The sequence below is a fragment of the Segatella asaccharophila genome (assembly GCF_054687055.1).
Genome location: NZ_BAACAN010000002.1, coordinates 95,921 through 116,031, shown reverse-complemented (window position 1 = coordinate 116,031; position 20,111 = coordinate 95,921). Strand labels below are relative to the sequence as shown.

Here is a 20,111-nt window from a genome sequence, read left to right as displayed (position 1 = left end):
ACGGACAGGACCAGGCTGACGACACCGGCATCACACCATATTCTTTACTCATTTACAGAAAAATCCATTACCGATGCGGGGTAAGATCGTTACCAAGCCGTGGAGAGGAGCTTACCAAGCCGTGGTAACCTCATTACCAAGCCGTGGAGAGAAGCTTACCAGCCCATGGTAACAAATCAACCCTCAAAATGCGTGTTGACGAACCTATCTATCCGGGAAAGAGTTGACCGTTCTCGTTGCTAAATCACCTTTTGTCTGACGTGATCATCCGTTCACCACAAAGGAGGTTGTCGACGACAAAGACCAGCGGAGAAGAGCCCGCCCCATGAGAAAAGCCAGGGTCAGGTGGAAAGTTTCCCCGGCAGCAGCATTTTAATCAAAATAGAGTTTGCATATCGTCAGAAAATAGGTACATTTGCATTCACTTTACTCTCGTGAGAAGAAAAAACAAACATCAGATGAAAAACGTTATATTTTACGATACCATCTTAACCCCAATACAGAAGCTATTGGAAGGAAAAGCCGGAAACAAAGCTTTTTGCATACAAGACCAGTACTATACTTTCGGCCAACTGTCAACACGCATCCAGACGATCAGAGAAAAACTTGCCCATACGGACGAGCAATATATCGGATTGATCGCCAGTGATGCCCTGGACACCTACGCAGCCATCCTCGCGATATGGATGGAAGGCAAATGCTATGTGCCTCTGCATCCCCTGCAGCCAGAAGCCAGGATCAGGGACATCATCCATCAGGTAGGGATCAAGACCATTCTGAATCCAGCCGTTTCCGGCACGACCCTCACCCTTCCGGCGGTCCTCACACCGGACCTCCCCGATGTCAGGGGAAAGATCCGGCCGATGGTACCTCCCGATGACCAGCAGCCAGCCTATATCCTGTTTACCTCAGGGAGCACAGGGCATCCCAAGGGAGTGCCCGTCACCTTCCGCAACGTAGCTGCCTTCATAGACGCCTACGAGGACATGGGAATCCGGCTCAAGGAAGAAGACCGGTGCCTGCAGATGTTTGACCTGACCTTTGACCTGTCCGTAGGCAGTTATCTCCCCGCCCTTCTCCATGGAGCCTGTCTGTATACAGTCCCCCCCGGGAGCGTAAAATATCAGGAAGTATTCAGGCTGATGGACACCTACCATCTCACAATGACCCTGATGGTCCCTTCCGTCATTCATTATCTGCGCCCTTACCTGGACGAAATAGAGGAACCCGGCGTACACCATTGTCTGTTCTGTGGAGAAGCACTTTCCACGGATGATGCCGTCCAGTGGCAGAAAGCAGTCCCCAACGCCCGGATATGGAACGTCTATGGTCCTACTGAAAACACGATCTTCTGTACCTGCTACAAGATGAATGCCGGCAGCATCAGCCAGAAGAACGGCATCATGAGCATCGGGACGGCCATGAAAGGAACAGGGACCGCCGTCATCGGAGAGGATCACCAGTTTCTCAAATGCGGCGAAGAGGGAGAGCTCTGTCTCTCCGGCCTGCAGCTCACACCGGGATACTGGCAGGACGAGGTGAACAACCGCAAGGCATTCTTCACGCATGAAGGTGTGAGATGGTATAAAACCGGTGACCTGTGCATAGAAGATGACAGCCATAATCTCCTCTACTGTGGCCGCAAAGACTCACAGATCAAGATCCAGGGGTTCCGTGTAGAACTCAGTGAGATCGAAAGCATAGCCAGGCATTTCTATAAGGAAGAAGAGAATGTCGTAGCTGTCCCCGTGACCGACGACAGTGGCAGCAAGTCTATCATACTGGTTGTAGAAGGTGAAGAAAAGGGGACCAAGGACTCACTGGCCAGATACCTGAGCCAGTATCTTCCGGCCTATATGATCCCGCGTCAAATCATGTTTCTCTCCCGCTTTCCTCAGAATGCAAACAATAAAATAGACCGCAGGAAAATAAGCGAAATGATCACTGCCTGACAATAAAAAGAGGGTATGTCAAATATCCTCTTTTTTTATCACGAAGCCCCATCAGACCCAGATAAATGGGTGGATATATCGCCCGTTTTATCCAATTATAGCTTATGGCAGAATTTCTCAAAAGTTATAAAAAGGCTAAAGAAGCCTGCCGTAATGCCGGCCACCCAATTAATGATCATTTTCCTGGCGTCAGGAAAATGGTCAAACTGGGATCCGGAGCAGAGCGTCAATTTGAAGACATCCTTCTCACTCGTTACGCCTGCTATCTTATCGCACAGAACGGAGACCCGAGAAAGGAGCAGATTGCCTTTGCACAAACTTACTTTGCAGTACAGACGCGAAAGGCAGAACTCATCGAGCAGCAATTTAATCAACAGTTTCCAACTTTTTTGAGCATTTTTGATACTTAATTATGTTAATTCAAAACTGATATGGATGTTATCTGGGATAAAAGTGCTATATTTGTGATAAGTTTTTATAGTATTAGATAAAGGGTAAGAGTACGTGATGCATTCCTGCCCTTATAAGATTCTGTATGACGATATTGGTGCCTTGCTTAAGTTGGTGATAATTGAATTAAAAAACGGCAGTTATCATAATATCTATATCATTTTTTCATATTCTGTCACAAGGATTAATCTTTTTTATTTCTCATTAAGACAGATGTAGATATTATTCGTTATGAAATCTCCACTAGCCAGGATTAACCTACTGCAAATAGTCAATTATGCTACAAAATGTATTAAGGAGAAGCATCTGATGTCTTTTCTAAAAATAAAAACGATCAGTAATAACAGATTATTAATGATTTAAGTTTCTAAGTCAAAAAAATGTTGTAACTTTGGCTTTGGCAGTAATCTGCCAAATTCATTTTTGGGTCATTCATCATGGAGATTATTGACAATATACACCAGACTTTATGTCAAAACTTATCGAAAGAAATCCATTCAGGAAGTCGCTTATCTATTGCAGCTTCCTGCTTCTCTATATATGCTTTCCAAGAGTTAAAGACAGAATTGAAAAAGATAAAAGAACTACATTTTGTCTTTACCTCCCCCACCTTCATTACCGAAAAAACTCCCAAGCAGCAACGTGAATTCTATATTCCACGGTTAAACCGAGAAAGGGCTGTCAATGGATCAGAATTCGAAGTAAGATTGAGAAATCAGTTAAATCAAAAAGCCATTGCAAGAGAATGTGCAGAATGGATCAAGACCAAAGTCTGCTTCAAATCCAATAAGACCAATGAGAACATGATGGGCTTCATTAATGTCGATGAAAAGACTTATACCCCTGTTTCAGGTTTTACCACAGTTGATTTAGGAAGTCAGAAGGGGAATAACGCCTATACGATGATCCAAAAGTTGGATTCACCATTTTCCCAAGCTTACATCAACCTATTCAATCAGATATGGAATGACAACGATCGAATGCAGGTCGTAACGGACGAGGTGATTGAAAACATCTCCAATGCCTATAAGGAAAACGCACCAGAATTCCTATATTTTGTTACACTTTACAATATCTTTCATGAGTTTTTGGAAGATATTAGTGAAGATGTATTACCAAATGAAGCCACAGGGTTTAAGAATTCCGTTATCTGGAATAAACTTTATGGTTTTCAAAAGGACGCAGCCCTGGCCATCATCAACAAACTTGAAAAGTACAATGGTTGCATCCTTGCCGACTCCGTAGGTCTTGGCAAGACCTTCACTGCCCTTTCAGTCATTAAATATTACGAAAGCCGCAATCGTTCCGTGCTGGTGCTCTGTCCTAAGAAACTATACGAAAACTGGAACACCTACCGGCAAAACTATACCAACAACCCGTTGTTGAAGGACCGGTTAAATTACAAGATCCTTTATCATACCGATCTTTCACGAGATCACGGCATGAGCAATGATATTGATTTAGGTCGTATTAACTGGGGAAATTTTGATTTGGTAGTGATTGACGAAAGCCATAATTTCAGAAATGGAGGAAAAGTAACTACTGATGAAAATGATGAGAATCCGAAGGAAAACCGCTACCTGAGACTCATGAATAAGGTTATCCGGGCCGGAGTAAAGACGAAAGTACTGATGTTGAGCGCAACACCTGTCAATAATCGTTTCAACGATCTTAAGAACCAGTTGCAACTTGCTTATGAAGGTGACACCGAATCTTTCGATACTCTTTTGCCCACAGAAAAAGGCATCAAAGATATTTTTTCACAGGCTCAGACAGCCTATAATCTTTGGGCCAATCTGCCCTCAGAAGAACGCACGACCGAACAGTTGCTCAAGAGACTGGATTTCGACTTTTTTCGTATGCTAGATGCTGTTACTATTGCCAGAAGCCGAAAACATATCCAGCAATATTACGATATGTCCAAAATCGGAACTTTCCCAAAGCGCAATAAGCCCATCAACCGAAGTCCACATTTGACAGACCTTGACCATGCCGTCACCTACAATGGGATATTCGAACTCCTGCAACAATTGAAACTGGCCATCTATACTCCATCAGCCTTTATTCTCAGCAGTAAACTTTCTAAATACCGGGATGAGGAAGGTGAAAATGGTTACCGGCTAAGTATAGAAGACCGGGAACGTGGCATCCAGCGTCTTATGAATATCCAGTTGCTCAAGCGTTTAGAGTCTTCTGTCAACTCTTTCAGATTGACACTCACGCGTATCAGGAATTCTATGGACCATACGCTAAAAGAAATCTCTGATTACGAAAATGGTAACCATCATATTAAAATAGACGATTATGAAGATGCAGATTCAGATGAGGACGAAGATGCTTTTTTCATTGGCAAGAAGAAAAACCGTATACTCTTGGAGGATATGGACTATATCACGTGGCGCCGCCATATCCAGGATGATTTAGGGATTTTCAACAGGCTTTTGGATCTCTTACAAGACATTACACCCAAACATGACTCCAAACTCCAGCAACTTGTAACCGACTTGAAAGACAAATTTGCACATCCCCTCAACCCCGGCAACAAAAAAGTGCTGGTATTTACGGCTTTCTCTGATACGGCCGAATACCTCTATGACCACCTGGCCCGCCCCATCAAGGAACGGTACGGGCTCAATGTAGCCTTGGCTACGGGTACAGTCGAGGCCCGCAGCACCATGAATCTCAGAGAGAAACTGGACTACAACAAGGTACTTTCCCTTTTCTCTCCTGTCTCCAAAGAAGCAGCCTCAGTCTACCCTCATCTTCATGAGACCATAGATGTCCTCATTGCCACAGACTGTATTTCCGAAGGGCAAAACCTGCAGGATTGTGATTATCTGATCAACTATGACATTCATTGGAATCCGGTCCGCATCATCCAACGTTTCGGACGAATCGACCGTATCGGATCACACAATACCGTTATCCAACTGGTCAATTACTGGCCCGATATGACCTTAGACGAATACATCAATCTAAAAGGACGAGTAGAAGCACGCATGAAAATGAGTGTGATGACAGCCACAGGCGATGAAAATCCACTAACTCCAGAAGAACAGGGCGATTTAGAATACAGGAAAAAACAGTTGGAGCAACTTAAGAATGAGGTGGTCGACCTGGAAGATATGAATTCGGGAGTCAATATCATGGACTTGGGACTCAACGAGTTCAGATTAGACCTACTCGAATATATTCACACCAATAATGATGTTGAGCATACACCTTTCGGACTACATGCCGTGGTCAGAGGAAATGCTAACGTGCCTCCTGGTACTATTTTCGTATTGAAGAACCGCACAGAAGGAATTAATATTGACCACAAAAACCAACTCCACCCGTTTTACATGGTCTATATTGCAAATGATGGTCACGTTCTCATTGATCATCTTCACCCCAAGGACTTATTAGATAAGATGAGACTGGTTTGCAAGCCTGTTACAAAACCCGATTTGCAATTATGCCATGAGTTTAATAAGGAAACTGACAATGGTTTGAAAATGAACAAGTATTCGGACTTACTGAATAAAGCTATAGCGTCTATTGTCAATGTGAAAGAAGAATCAGACGTTGACAGTTTCCTGAACGGATTTGCCGGGGACCTGTTTGAAAAACGTATCTCCGGATTGGATGACTTTGAGTTAATTTGTTTTCTTGTCATCAAATAGAAACGCCTATGTTCCAGCTACCACCTGCCACTTTCATCAATAAGTCATTGCCCAAAAAAGCAATTTATAAGAAATTCTGCATCAAAACGGCTGATCGCAACCATTTCGATTCTGATATCAACAGACTATCCATCCTGGCTCATATCTCTCCAGACACCGTACCCGCATTACCTGAAGGAAAAAACATCAAAGGTATTTATGTCCTCATGGTTCTTCTGAAACATAAAGAATATGATGCACAGAATCTTTTGTTACTCAATCGGTTGATTCCTCAAAAAATGGTCTTTGCCCTCCAATATGAGAATGAAATTCAATGGGCTATTTATTACGTTAACATCTTAACAACAGACTGGCAGCCAATAGATTCGGCTACTCTTCGTCTCTCCGGACTCGATCTGGATATGGCCTGGAAGCACATTATCGCAGACATTGCCCATTTGGACTTGTCTTCCAAGTTATCCTTGGAAGAACAAATCATGGACAGGGAACGGCGGGAGAAAATACAGCATCAGATAGAAAGCCTTGAAAGACAATGCCGTATAGAAAGACAACCCCGGAGAAAATATGAATTGCATCAACAAATCTTAATCTTGAAAAAGGAAATCGAAACATGAAGAATATCATGCTCACCCGTCATGCCTGTCATCCTATCGCACAGAACGGGGATATTAATTAGTTAAAACAAAAAGAATTAATTCTAAAGATGGAAAAACTTAGAATGCAGTCTACAGATACAGTAGACGAGAATATCCAACGAATCGGAAAACTGTTCCCGGATTGCCTTACAGAAATAAAAGACGAACATGGTCGGACAGTCCGTGCCATCAATTTCGACCAGCTTCGGCAAGATCTTTCCAAAGATATTGTAGAAGGTCCGGAAGAACGCTATCTGTTTACATGGCCTGATAAACGCAATGCCATACGTATTGCAAGCACACCCACAACAGACACACTTCGCCCTTGCCGTAAAGAAAGCGTAGATTTTGACAGCACCCATAATCTCTACATTGAAGGCGATAACTTAGAAGTACTGAAACTTTTGCGCGAAGACTATCTGGGAAAAGTTAAGATGATCTATATTGATCCCCCCTACAATACCGGGAATGACTTTGTGTATCAGGATAATTTTACCCAAGATGCTCAAGACTATAAAGACCATAGCGGACAAGAAGACGAAGAAGGCAACCATTTGGTCTCCAACCCGGAAAGTAACGGGCGCTTCCATACTGACTGGCTCAACATGATTTATCCCCGGCTCAAAGTGGCAAAAGACTTAATGACTAAAGATGGCGTGATTTTCATTTCGATTGATGATCATGAACAGAAAAATCTTAAGAACATCTGTGATGAAGTGTTTGGGGAGAGTAATTTTATAGCTCAAGTGGTTTGGGAAAGAGCATACGCGCCTATCAATCTGATGAAACATTTTTCCACTTCTCATGATTATATTTTATGTTACGCAAAAAATATCGAATTAGCTGTCTGTAATGGGATACCACGAACAGATGAGACAAATGAAAGATATTCCAATCCTGACAAGGACCCACGTGGAGTGTGGAAAGCGGACAATTTATCTGTTGGACCTGCAATACAGTCAAATATCTTTCCTATAACTACCCCTTCAGGGCGTGTGGTAGTACCTCCTGCTGGACGGAGTTGGCGTCTATCGCAAACAGCTTTCCAGGAAAGACTTCAAGACAATCGTATTTGGTTTGGCTCTAATGGGGATAATGTCCCGTCAATGAAGCGCTTCCTCTCAGAATTACGTAAAACAGGTATTACCCCTATGACCATTTGGAAATATTCAGAAGTTGGTCATTCTCAAGAAGCAACACAAAAGTTGGCTCAACTTTTCGATGGGAAAAAATATTTTGATTATCCTAAACCTGTTGGACTGATAAAGCGATGTGTTGAATTGTATAGTCAAAAGGATTCTATTATTCTTGATTTCTTTTCCGGTTCTGCCACAACAGCCCATACCGTGATGCAACTGAATGCTGAAGATGGAGGACACCGCAAGTTTATTATGGTACAATTGCCCGAGCCAACAGACGAGAAAAGTGAAGCTTATAAAGCTGGTTACAAAAACATCTGCGAAATCGGAAAGGAACGTATTCGTCGTGCCGGCCAGAAGATTGTGGAAGAGCAAAAACAACCGGATTTATTTGAAGACAAAAAAGATTCTTTGGATATTGGTTTCCGCGTACTGAAGCTCGATAGTTCTAATATGCAACCAGTTTACTATACTCCTGCAGAAACCTCGACAGATACACTTTTTGACGACAATATCAAAAATGACCGAACAGACGAGGACTTACTATTCCAGGTGATGATTGAACTTGGTATCGAATTATCAGCGAAAATAGAAAAGAACGAAATAGCTGGCAAGAGTGTATGGAATGTAGAAGATGGTTATCTCTTAGCTTGTTTTGACGAAAATGTGGATGAAAAAACCATCAAGGAAATTGCTAAGATACATCCATATTATTTCATCATGCGTGATCATTCTCTGGCAACGGATAATGTAGCAGATAACTTTGAGCAGATATTTGAGGAATATAGCAAAGATACCATTCGTAAAATACTCTGACAAAATAACAATCATACGGTCATTTTTAGATAAGAAAGTCATTTGATATGAACAGAATTACAAAAATAACGAGAAAGAATATCTTCGAAATTTTAACTTCTGGATTTGAAGAAGAAATACCCACATTCTGGGAACCGATAGATTTTAAACCCGACCATTATAGTTATAATTTTTGGGGTAAACTCACTTCTGTTGATTTCTTAAATAGACTTTATCCATTAAAAGAATTCCCCTCCAAGGATCCTCAATTTAAAAATGCGGAAGAAGAAATATATGCTCATACTATTACAAATAACGACTACCCAAAAAACTGGCTATTTACAGATGAGCGCTTCCCTTTGAAAAATGGTCCAGACGAGGATTTTTTAGATTTCCTTTGTGAGATTTTTCATCCTGATGTTCGTAAGGACGAAGCAAATTGGTTAGCATTTTACTACAAGATCAATGAACTACTAAAAAACGACAAATACCGATTATTTTGTAAAGGTCAGATTTCAGGAAAAGATATATTTGGATGGCATGATAAGACCCTTTTAAGATTAAAAGAAACTGAGATTTCTATCTTTCTTAGATTATTTAATCGGGGGGGATATGTATTAAATTTCACAACACCTTCATTTAATGAATTTACAAAAAGAGTTGTGAATGTTGCCCTCTGTGATCATTATAACCTTTCTAAAGGAAAATCACTTGAACTATTTATAGATGATGGAACTGAAGATGAGATTATCAAACTTTTTAATGAACTCATGGAATATTATGAACTCCAACCTGAATATGATGAAGAAATCCATGGTCAAAATTATCAGACCACTCTTTATAAAAAGTGCAAGGAAATACTTAATAGAATTAATAAAGAAACACCAGTATTGCCAGAATCTACTAAAAACTTAAAAGGAATTTTCTCAAGTGAATACTTAACATCTGAAATTAATTTGATGTGTAAGATGCAAAAAGAAAATCCGACAGAGGCAATTGGCAAAGCAAAGGAATTAATTGAAAGTTGTTGCAAGACCATATTAGAGAATTATGGTATTAATCTTGATAAGAATTGGGATATCAACCATCTTATGAACGAAACAACTTCTAAATTAAAAATTATGCCTAAAGATATTCCCGACAATATTCCCGAATCGACTTCAATGAAAACTCTGTTAGCAGCCTTAAAAACTATTGTTAACTGTTTGGCAAATATCCGAAATGCTTATGGTACAGGTCATGGGAGAAGCAATTCCTATAAAGGATTGCAAGAACGACATGCAAAACTTGCAGTCGGTAGTAGTGTTACACTTGTAAATTTCTTATGGGATTCTTTCCTTCGTCAAAACCAAAAATAGAAACATGAAGTTTAAATTTAAGATACAACAATACCAGACAGACGCCGTGAATAATACGGTGGATGTATTTTCCGGTCAGCCGTCGAAAACATCCGATATTTACCGTCGGGACTTGGGCAACACAGATAACCGAATTGTATATGAAGAGGAATATACCGGTTACCGAAACCAAGAAGTTGAACTAAATGATCAACAACTTTTAGACAATATCCAGAGAATTCAAGTCCAAAGTGAGATCCCGCAAAGTTCTAAGTTGATTAAACAAGATGGTTTAGGCCGTGTGTCCCTTGATATTGAAATGGAAACAGGTACAGGCAAAACTTACGTCTATATCAAGACGATGTTCGAGTTGAACAAGCGCTATGGCTGGAGCAAATTTATCGTGGTGGTACCCAGCATTGCTATTCGGGAAGGGGTCAACAAAAGTTTTAACATGCTGGAAGATCATTTTATGGAACAGTATGGCAAGAAAGCCCGGTACTTCATTTACAATAGTAGCAATTTAAATGAAATCGACAGTTTTTCCAGTGATGATGGTATCCATGTAATGATCATCAATGTACAGGCCTTCAACACTTCATTTAAGGAGGGGGCACGAAATAAGGAGGCACGTATTATTTATACCAAACGTGACGATTTCCAAAGTCGGCGTCCGATTGATGTGATCGCAGCCAACCATCCGATTATCATCATGGACGAGCCTCAGAAAATGGAAGGTGCTGCTACGATGAGGGCCTTGAAGCATTTCATGCCGCTCTTTATGATGAACTATTCAGCTACACACAAGACCCATCATAATTGTATTTATGCCCTGGACGCCCTCGATGCTTACCGGAAGAAACTGGTAAAGAAGATTCAGGTGAAGGGAATTACCTTGATGAACTTACTCGGCACAAATGGTTATATCTATTTTGACAGTATCATACTGTCAAGGAACCATGCCCCAAAGGTGAAACTGGAAATAGAGGTAAAGAGACAGAATATGACGCGACGCGAAACATTAAAGTTTGAGGTCGGAGATAAACTCTATGATGCTTCCCACCTCCACGTATATGATGGTTTTGAAATTACCGACATCAACCCACTAACCAACAAAGTCAGTTTTATGAACGGTGATAGTCTCAAAAAGAGTGAAGTAATGGGTGATGTCAGTGAGAAAGACATTCAGAGAGTTCAGATCAGGGAAACTATCAAAAGTCATTTTGAGAAAGAACGGACTTTATTCCAATTGGGTATCAAGACACTTTCCCTGTTTTTTATTGACGAAGTGGATCACTACGAAAACTATGATGATGCGGGCAATCTTGTTCACGGTTATCTCTGGAAGATGTTTGAGGAAGAATATCAGCACTATCTATCTGAAAACTTGTCACTGTTTGATGCAAAATACCAGAAATACCTTCTTCGATTTCAGGTTGCGGAAGTTCACAAAGGATATTTCTCCATTGATAAAAAAGGACACGTGGTCAACAGCGTGGTGAAACGCGGAGAAACGGACTCGAATGACATTTCTGCGTATGATTTGATTTTGAAGAATAAGGAACGCCTGTTGAGCTTCGAAGAACCAACGCGTTTCATTTTCTCACACTCAGCTCTGCGTGAAGGATGGGATAATCCGAACGTGTTTCAAATTTGTACGCTACGCCATGCCAATTCGGAAACGGCAAAACGCCAGGAGGTAGGACGTGGTCTCCGGATTTGTGTAGATCAAAACGGCAACCGTATGGACTATGAACGTCTAGGGGATGCGGTACACGACATCAACAAATTGACCGTCATCGCCAACGAGAGTTATAGTACCTTTGTAAATGCCTTACAGAAAGAAACACATGAGGCTTTACGAGAACGGCCCACAAATGCAACAGCTGACTATTTCAATGGACTCCCTGTGATGATCAATGGTCAGAAACATCTCATTACTGAACCCGAAGCAGACAGTATTGTATCATATTTGTTTGAAAACGACTACATCAATGACCAGGGACAGATTAAGTCTTCATATTATAAAGACCTGAATGGAGGTACACTAGCTCCGTTTGGCAAGAAGCTACAACCTATGGAGCAAGGAATTCATACGCTCATCCAGAGTATTTACAATCCTTCACTATTAGAAGGGATGTTTGAGGATGCCAATCAAACTGCAGAAGCTGTAAACAGTCGATTAAACGCAAATGCAGAAAAAGAAGCTTTTAAACAGCTGTGGAATGAAATCAACCATCGTTATGTCTATACCGTCCACTATGACAGTGAAGAATTAATAGCAAAGGTTATTCAGGCCATCGATTTTAATTTGAACGTAACTCAACTCAAATATATTGTAAAAACCGGTATACAAGATGCAGATGATATTGATTTCAATAGTCATGTCGCTTCCGATACCCATATACTTACAAAAGTGAGCACTTCAACCGTAAAATATGATTTGGTGGGCGAAATTGCACAAGGTGCAACGCTTACCCGACATACTGTAGTGCAAATATTAAAAGGTATTCTTCCTGCAAAACAATTACTTTTTAAAAACAATCCAGAGGAGTTTATTCGAAATGTCATTAAAATCATCCGGGAACAAAAGGCAACGATGATTATTGATCATATTTCTTACAATAGAACAGAAAACACCTACGACCTTGATATTTTTACGCAAGAGAAAACTTCTGAGCGAGTAGATAAGGCGTATCTGTCTCAAAAGAATATCCTCGATTATGTGTTTACGGATTCAGAAGGCGAAGAACAGTTTGCTAAAGATTTGGATGGTGCCGGAAATGTCGAGGTATATGCTCGTTTACCCCGCTCATTCCAAATTCCAACTCCCGTTGGTAATTATGCCCCGGACTGGGCCATCGCATTCAAGAAGGGCTCCGTTAAACATATCTTCTTCATTGCAGAAACCAAGGGGAGTTTGGTCTCGATGCAACTCCGACCGATTGAAACGGCTAAGATTACGTGCGCAAAACACCTCTTCAATTATAATCCCGTCGGTCAGGTGCGTTATCATGACGTAACCAGTTATCAAAATCTGCTGGATGTGATGAATAATATAGATTAAACAAGAGAAGCAGACTATCAAGAAATCCTCACATATAATACAAAAAGACATGAAATTATATCACTACACTAATCTTAAAACACTTGCTTTGATTTTAAAACATAGAACATTACGATTTAATCGTTTAGATAAAGTTGATGATTTAGAAGAAAATGTAAAATCAAATGGATTAAATTTGGGACAATATATATTTGTTTCCTGTTGGACAGAAGATGCAGAGGAGAGTATTCCTTTATGGAGAATGTATGCTGGAATTGAAAATGGTGTACGTATCTGTCTGGATGAAGATATGTTTCAAACCTATGACATATGCAATTTTAAATTTAGGGATAAGGTTCCAATTATAGGTTCACTCTCATTAATACCTCAAAAAGATATAGAAAATCAAGATTATTTTATCATGCCTTTAGGTACCAACAACCGAACATCATTTCTTAAAAAAGTAGAGTATGTACCTGATATTCATAAATATACAGATAATGTGGCTCAATTTCAACTGAAAGAAAAGAAGAAAATAGATGCCATTATCAACTTTGGTGAAATTGGTAAATACAAAAATACGAAATGGGCTTTTCAAAAAGAAAGCAGGTTTATTATAAATATAATGCCCTGCAATCCTCTCTATTACGTCAATAATCCTAATTTAATGGTCAACATAGTATATAATGCTTATAAGAGCAACAAAGCATTGAATTTTTCTTTTTATGATATGAGACTTAAAAATGATATCCTTAACAAGATAGAGATAACATTGAGTCCTGAAGTTTCTGAAAGTCAAAGAATTATTGTCGAAGCATTATGTAGACAATTCGCACCTGAAGCAAAAATATCCGACAGTGCTTTATTCGGAAAAGTAAGATTAAAATAGACTGGTCCAATTTGACACTGTCATCAAAACTTTCATACAATACCGATTCTTTTGTTTCCTAAATGTTTCCTAAGCTAAGACGAATAAACCTTGCAAGTACTTAATTAATAGTAACTTGCAAGGTTTATTGAGTAGTCGGTACGAGAATTGAACTCATATGCCAAGATTGAGAATCTTGTATCCTAACCATTAGATGAACCGACCGTTAGAAGCATTTTCAAAACTTGCCCCGCCTCAAAGCGGAAGGAGGGGGATTCGAACCCCCGGTACGGAAACCCGCACGGCAGTTTAGCAAACTGCTGGTTTCAGCCACTCACCCATCCTTCCAAAGGCTCGTTTCCGATTTGCCAGGCATCGTTTCTCGAATGCGTCTGCAAAGGTACAATAAAGTTTTTATCCTGCCAAACTTTTCCTAAAGATTTTTTTAACAGTCTATTGATTACCCTTTGCAGACCATGTCAGCAGCAAACCGGAAACAAGTGCATGAGAACCTTATTTCAGATTCAGGCTCTTCTTGATCGCCTCGATCTTCTGCATCCCTTCTCTGTCCAGAGCCTTATAGTCCTTGGGAGAATGCATAACGCCCTTCACTTCAATATAGAACTTGATCTTGGGCTCCGTACCGGAAGGACGGACACTCACACGGGTCTCATCATCACAAAACCACTGGAGCACGTTGCTGGTAGCCGGCATGCAGACATGCGTCTGAGTCCCGTCCTCACGGGTGGCCAGCAGAGACTGATAGTCCTTGACCATGACCACCTTCGAGCCCCCCAGTTCCTTCGGAGGATTATTGCGGAAATCGGTCATCATCTGTTTGATCTCATCAGCTCCGGCTTTCCCCGGACGCTCCACATTAACGGTAAATTCCTTTGAGAAGCCATACTCCATATAGATGTCCATCAAGATGTCATAGAGCGACTCACCCTTGTCCTTGGCATAAGCACAGATCTCTGCCAGCAGTGAGCAGGCGCTTACTGCATCCTTGTCACGGACAAAATCTTCAGCCAGGAAACCGTAACTTTCCTCGCCGCCCCCGATATAGTGCTGCATACCTTCCGAATTGCGGATCTCACGGGCGATCCATTTAAAACCGGTATAGACATCACGCATCTCTATATGGTTCTTCTCGGCGATCTTGCGGATGACCTCTGTAGTCACGATCGTCTTGACAATGAAATCGGTCGGCTTCATCAGTCCTTTAGCCTTGCGGTTCGTGATGATGTACCACAGGAAGATCAGGGTAGTCTGATTGCCGTTGATCAGCACCCACTCGCCCTTGTCATTCTTGCAGGCCATACCTACACGGTCGGCATCCGGGTCACTGGCCATCAGGATGTCTGCATCCAGTGCCTTTGCGTCACGCAGCCCCAGGGTCAGCGCCTCGGCAAACTCCGGGTTAGGACGGACAACGGTGGGGAAATTACCATCCTTGACCATCTGCTCCTTCACACAATGGATATTGTCAAAGCCCCAGAACTCCAGGGACCGTGGAATCATCGTCATGCCCGTTCCATGAAGAGGCGTATAGACGATCTTCAGGTCGTGCTGCTTCTTGATGACCTCAGGATCAATGGAAAGCGCCTTGATCTTCTCCAGATAGGGCTTGTCTACATCCTCTCCGATCATCTGGATCAGATCGTTGTTACCCTTGAACTTCACATCCTCGACGCTGACCTTATTGACCTCTTCTATAATACCGGTATCATGAGGAGTCAGTACCTGAGCTCCATCTTCCCAATAAGCCTTGTAGCCATTGTACTCCTTGGGATTATGGCTGGCCGTGATGTTGACACCTGCCTGGGCCTTGAAATAACGGATGGCAAAAGAACACTCAGGAGTAGGCCTCATCTCCTTGAACAAATAGACCTTAATGCCGTTGGCGGAGAAAATATCAGCCACCGTCCGGGAAAACAGATCACTGTGGTTACGGCAATCAAAGCAGACGACAGCAGAGATCTGCTTCTTGTCCGTAAAACACTTCTTCAGGTAGTTGGCAAATCCCTGTGTTGCCATTCCTACTGTATAGATATTCATCCGGTTCGTACCGGCCCCCATGATGCCACGGAGTCCTCCCGTGCCGAATTCCAGATCCTTATAAAAACTCTCTACCAGATCCGTCTTATCCTTGGCATCGAGTTTAGCCTGAACCTCTTTACGGGTCTTTTCATCAAAATCAGGAGATAACCATTTCTTTGCTCTTTTTTCGCACTGAGCGATCAATTCTGCATTATTTGACATAATATTCAAGATTTTATAATACGTTTTCTTTTCTACGCAAAGATAATAATAATATTTATCCTAAGTAACTTTTTAAGTGATTAAATTCTATTGCAAAATACATTTATCGGATTATTTTTCTTAAATTTGCAAGACAAGAAACCAAACGATTAAAAATAAGATGTATTTTACAGGTATTATCATTGCCCTGTCGACATTCCTTATCATCGGCATTTTTCACCCCGTCGTCATCAAGACTGAATATTATTGGGGGACGCGTCCCTGGATCCTTTTCCTGGTTGTCGGCATCCTCTGTATATGCGCCTCTGTCCTCGTAAGGCAGGTGGTCTTCTCCTCCCTTCTCGGAGTGCTCGGTGCCACTCTCCTATGGTCTATCGGAGAACTTTTCAACCAGAAGAAGAGGGTGGAAAAGGGATGGTTCCCGATGAACCCTGAGAGGAAGGACTGTTATCACCTCCATAAGGAGGAAACACAGGGATCTGCCGGGGGACAAGGATCAGCACACGGGGAATGAAAACGGAGTTGATCGTCGTCGGAAAGACCACGGACAAGCATTTCATCGCCGGCATCCAGGACTACAAGGAACGGATAGGTCACTATCTGCCCTTTGACATCCTGATCATCCCGGAGATCAAGGACACGAAACATCTCTCGGAGGAACAGCAGAAGGCCCGTGAAGGAGAACTTATCCTCAGACAGCTGCAGGAATCAGACACGGTCGTCCTGCTGGATGAACACGGGACGGAATACCGGAGCATCGAATATGCCAGATGGCTGCAGAAGAAGATGAACACGGCCCGCCGCCTCGTTTTCGTCATCGGCGGCCCTTATGGTTTCTCCAAGGATATTTATCACAGGGCTGATGAACTGATCTCCCTTTCCAGAATGACCTTCTCCCACCAGATGGTCAGACTGATTTTCACCGAGCAGTTGTACCGGGCCTGCACGATCATCAAGGGGGAACCTTACCATCATGAATAACAGAGGAATCCGCTGGACCAGGATTCCGGCAGTACAGGATGATGTCATCCTGTTTCATTGACCAGAAGGAAAAGATATGTCAGAAGAAAAATATATAGAGATCAAGGGAGCCAGGGTCAACAATCTGAAAAACATCAGTCTGAAGATTCCCCGTGATCAGTTTATTGTCATCGCCGGAGTTTCCGGTTCGGGAAAATCCTCCCTTGCCTTTGACACGCTCTATGCTGAGGGCCAGCGTCGCTATGTGGAGAGCCTCTCCAGCTATGCACGCCAGTTTCTGGGCAGGATGAGAAAGCCGGAATGCGACTTTATCAAGGGACTTCCTCCGGCCATTGCCATCGAACAGAAGGTCATCGCCCGGAACCCCAGAAGTACCGTCGGCACCTCTACGGAAATATACGAATACCTGAGACTGCTTTATGCCCGGATCGGCAGGACTTACTCGCCGGTCAGCGGACAGGAAGTGAAAAAGCATACTGCCGAAGATGTCATCCGGCAGATGGAACAGTTTGGTGAGGGTACACGGTTTGTCATTATGTCTCCCTTGCATATCGTCAAGGGGCGGACCACCCAGAAGCAACTGGAGATGTACGTCCAGGAGGGTTATTCCCGCATCTTTACCAAGGGTGATTTCATCCGGATAGATGACTTTCTCGAGACCCATGCCAAAGAGGTGCTGAAACCTCAGGAAATCTACCTGGTCATTGACCGGATGTCCGTATCCAAGGAGAAGGACGCCATCAGCAGGCTCACGGATTCTGCAGAGACCGCCTTCTATGAGGGTGATGGATACATGCAGGTCATGATCCTGCCGTCACAGCAAATCTTCAAATTCTCCACACGCTTCGAAGCTGACGGGATCCAGTTTGAAGAACCGACCGAGAATCTCTTCTCCTTCAATTCTCCGCTGGGGGCCTGTCCCACCTGTGAAGGTTTTGGGAGCGTGCTGGGTATTGACGAACGGCTTGTCATTCCCAACTCTACCCTGAGTGTGTATGATGGCTGTGTGCAATGCTGGCATGGGGACAAGATGAACGTCTGGCAAAAAGAATTCATACGCCGTGGGGAAAAGGATCATTTCCCTGTATTCAAACCTTACTATCAGTTGTCTCAGAAGGAAAAGGATATGCTCTGGCACGGACTGCCTTCGGAAAAGAAGGTAAATATCCACGACCGGATATGTATAGACTCCTTTTTCCAGATGGTCAAGGAGAACCAGTACAAGATCCAGTACCGCGTGATGATGAGCCGATACCGTGGAAAGACGGTCTGCCCGACTTGCCATGGGACACGGTTGAAGAAGGAAGCTTCCTACGTGAAGATCGGCGGCAGGAGCATCACTGACCTGGTGGAGATGTCTATATGGGACTTGAAAGACTGGTTTGACCATCTGGCATTAGACCCTGATGATGCAAAAATAGCCAAACGGCTCCTCGTGGAGATCCGGAACAGACTCCAGTTCCTGGTGGAGGTAGGCCTCGGGTACCTTACCCTGAACCGCCGCTCCAACACCTTGTCCGGCGGGGAGAGCCAGCGCATCAACCTGACGACCTCCCTGGGCAGTTCGCTGGTTGGCAGCCTGTACATCCTGGACGAGCCCAGCATTGGCCTCCACCCACGGGACACAGACCGGTTGATCCACGTCCTGAAAGAGTTGCAAGACATAGGGAACACGGTCATCGTCGTCGAGCATGATGAAGAGATCATCCGGTCAGCAGATGAGCTGATCGACATCGGTCCGGATGCCGGCCGCCTGGGGGGAGAGGTGGTCTTCCAGGGCAGGATGGACGCTATCAACGAGGCACAGGGAGACCCCGGGAAATGTCAGGAACTGCTGGCACGGTACCCCCGGAGTTACACGATAAAGTACCTGACCGGCACGGAGACCATCCCTGTACCTGCCTCCAGGAGAAACTGGAACAGAAGTATCCTGCTGAAAGGTTGCAGGATGAACAACCTGAGGGGCATCGATGTCCGGTTCCCGCTGAATGTGCTGACGGTCGTCACCGGCGTGTCCGGGTCCGGGAAGAGCTCTCTCGTAAAGGGAATCCTCTATCCCGCAATGAAACGTCACCTCGATGAGGTATGTGATGTGCCGGGGGAATACCTGTCCATGGAAGGGGACTGGCAAATGATCAAGCATGTGGAATTCGTGGATCAGAATCCGATAGGGAAAAGTACAAGGAGTAATCCTGCCACCTACGTCAAGGCGTATGATGCCATCAGGGAACTGTTCGCAGAGCAGCCCCTGGCCAGACAGATGGGATTCACCTCTCAATATTTCAGTTTCAACACGGACGGAGGACGCTGTGAGGTCTGCAAGGGCGCAGGCGTCATCACCGTGGAAATGCAGTTCATGGCTGACCTGACGCTCGAATGTGAGGCCTGCCACGGACAGCGCTTCAAGCATGATGTCCTTGAGGTCAGGTTTCATGAGAAGAACATCAACGATGTCCTTAACATGACGGTAAGTGAAGCGATCGACTTTTTCGGGAAGTACAAGGAAAAGGCCATCACTGACCGCTTGAAACCTCTTGAGGAGGTGGGACTGGGATACATCAAACTCGGACAGAACTCCTCTACGCTTTCAGGCGGGGAGAACCAACGTGTAAAACTGGCTTATTTTATCAGTCAGGAGCAGGCGGAGCCGACCCTTTTCATCTTTGATGAACCGACGACCGGATTGCATTTCCACGATATTAAGCGCCTCCTTTCGGCCTTTGATGCCTTACTTTCCCGAGGACATACCGTCATCGTGATCGAGCATAACCTGGATGTCATCAAATGCGCTGATCACGTCATAGACCTTGGCCCTGACGGAGGTAATAACGGCGGCAACCTCGTTATCGCGGGAACACCGGAGGAAGTCGCTGCCTGCGGCGACAGCATCACCGGTGTCTTCCTCAAGAAAAAACTGGAGGCTGACGGGAAAGTACAGGAGCAAGGGCGCAAACCCGGAAAATAGAGTCCTCTCAAGACGA

Annotated in this window: 11 protein-coding genes, 2 tRNA genes and 1 pseudogene; 11 read left to right on the top strand and 3 right to left on the bottom strand. The window is 43.5% G+C overall.

The window, feature by feature from the left end:
• Positions 1-458 precede the first annotated feature (458 nt).
• The 8 genes and pseudogenes from ACYRYG_RS01795 to ACYRYG_RS01760 all read left to right on the top strand — a co-directional run bounded on the left by ACYRYG_RS01795 (position 459) and on the right by ACYRYG_RS01760 (position 13,908).
• Positions 459-1,952 carry an AMP-binding protein gene (locus ACYRYG_RS01795; RefSeq protein ID WP_460197441.1) on the top strand — a complete coding sequence of 498 codons (1,494 nt, stop codon included), beginning with the start codon at positions 459-461 and terminating at the stop codon, positions 1,950-1,952.
• A 15-nt stretch (positions 1,953-1,967) separates the two neighbouring features.
• Positions 1,968-2,317 (top strand): annotated as a pseudogene (locus tag ACYRYG_RS01790) (hypothetical protein); the annotation flags it as partial.
• Between the two features lie 522 nt (positions 2,318-2,839).
• Positions 2,840-6,067, top strand: a complete 3,228-nt coding sequence (locus tag ACYRYG_RS01785) for a helicase-related protein (protein ID WP_460197439.1) — start codon at positions 2,840-2,842, stop codon at positions 6,065-6,067.
• A gap of 8 nt (positions 6,068-6,075) precedes the next feature.
• Positions 6,076-6,681: a DUF4391 domain-containing protein gene (locus ACYRYG_RS01780; RefSeq protein ID WP_460197438.1), complete on the top strand. Its 606-nt coding sequence runs from the start codon at positions 6,076-6,078 to the stop codon at positions 6,679-6,681.
• An 89-nt stretch (positions 6,682-6,770) separates the two neighbouring features.
• Entirely contained in the window at positions 6,771-8,657 is a 1,887-nt protein-coding gene (locus tag ACYRYG_RS01775; protein ID WP_460197436.1) for a site-specific DNA-methyltransferase, read from the top strand.
• Positions 8,658-8,704: 47 nt separating this feature from the next.
• Positions 8,705-9,994 (top strand): abortive infection family protein, encoded by a 1,290-nt coding sequence (locus ACYRYG_RS01770; protein WP_460197435.1) that lies wholly within the window; start codon positions 8,705-8,707, stop codon positions 9,992-9,994.
• 4 nt (positions 9,995-9,998) lie between these two features.
• Complete coding sequence (locus ACYRYG_RS01765) at positions 9,999-13,040, top strand: type III restriction-modification system endonuclease (RefSeq protein WP_460197434.1); 3,042 nt, start codon at positions 9,999-10,001, stop codon at positions 13,038-13,040.
• A gap of 49 nt (positions 13,041-13,089) precedes the next feature.
• Positions 13,090-13,908 carry a DUF2971 domain-containing protein gene (locus tag ACYRYG_RS01760; protein ID WP_460197433.1) on the top strand — a complete coding sequence of 273 codons (819 nt, stop codon included), beginning with the start codon at positions 13,090-13,092 and terminating at the stop codon, positions 13,906-13,908.
• 132 nt (positions 13,909-14,040) lie between these two features.
• Here the strand turns inward: ACYRYG_RS01760 and ACYRYG_RS01755 are convergent.
• The 3 genes from ACYRYG_RS01755 to ACYRYG_RS01745 all read right to left on the bottom strand — a co-directional run bounded on the left by ACYRYG_RS01755 (position 14,041) and on the right by ACYRYG_RS01745 (position 16,149).
• Positions 14,041-14,112: transfer RNA gene (locus ACYRYG_RS01755), tRNA-Glu, on the bottom strand.
• 36 nt (positions 14,113-14,148) lie between these two features.
• Positions 14,149-14,235, bottom strand: a tRNA-Ser gene (locus ACYRYG_RS01750).
• Between the two features lie 165 nt (positions 14,236-14,400).
• Entirely contained in the window at positions 14,401-16,149 is a 1,749-nt protein-coding gene (locus ACYRYG_RS01745; RefSeq protein WP_293419606.1) for a phospho-sugar mutase, read from the bottom strand.
• A 160-nt stretch (positions 16,150-16,309) separates the two neighbouring features.
• On the opposite strand from ACYRYG_RS01745, the gene ACYRYG_RS01740 reads away from it, so the two are divergent.
• From ACYRYG_RS01740 to uvrA, 3 genes are all read left to right on the top strand, one after another.
• On the top strand, positions 16,310-16,663 hold the full coding sequence (locus ACYRYG_RS01740; RefSeq protein WP_293419609.1) for a DUF4491 family protein: 354 nt from the start codon (positions 16,310-16,312) through the stop codon (positions 16,661-16,663).
• Entirely contained in the window at positions 16,660-17,130 is a 471-nt protein-coding gene (gene rlmH, locus ACYRYG_RS01735) for a 23S rRNA (pseudouridine(1915)-N(3))-methyltransferase RlmH (RefSeq protein ID WP_293419612.1), read from the top strand. The genes ACYRYG_RS01740 and rlmH overlap by 4 nt, the downstream gene beginning before the upstream one ends.
• Before the next feature lie 76 nt (positions 17,131-17,206).
• Positions 17,207-20,095, top strand: coding sequence for an excinuclease ABC subunit UvrA (gene uvrA, locus ACYRYG_RS01730; RefSeq protein ID WP_460197431.1), 2,889 nt, complete (start codon positions 17,207-17,209; stop codon positions 20,093-20,095).
• Positions 20,096-20,111: the final 16 nt, after the last annotated feature.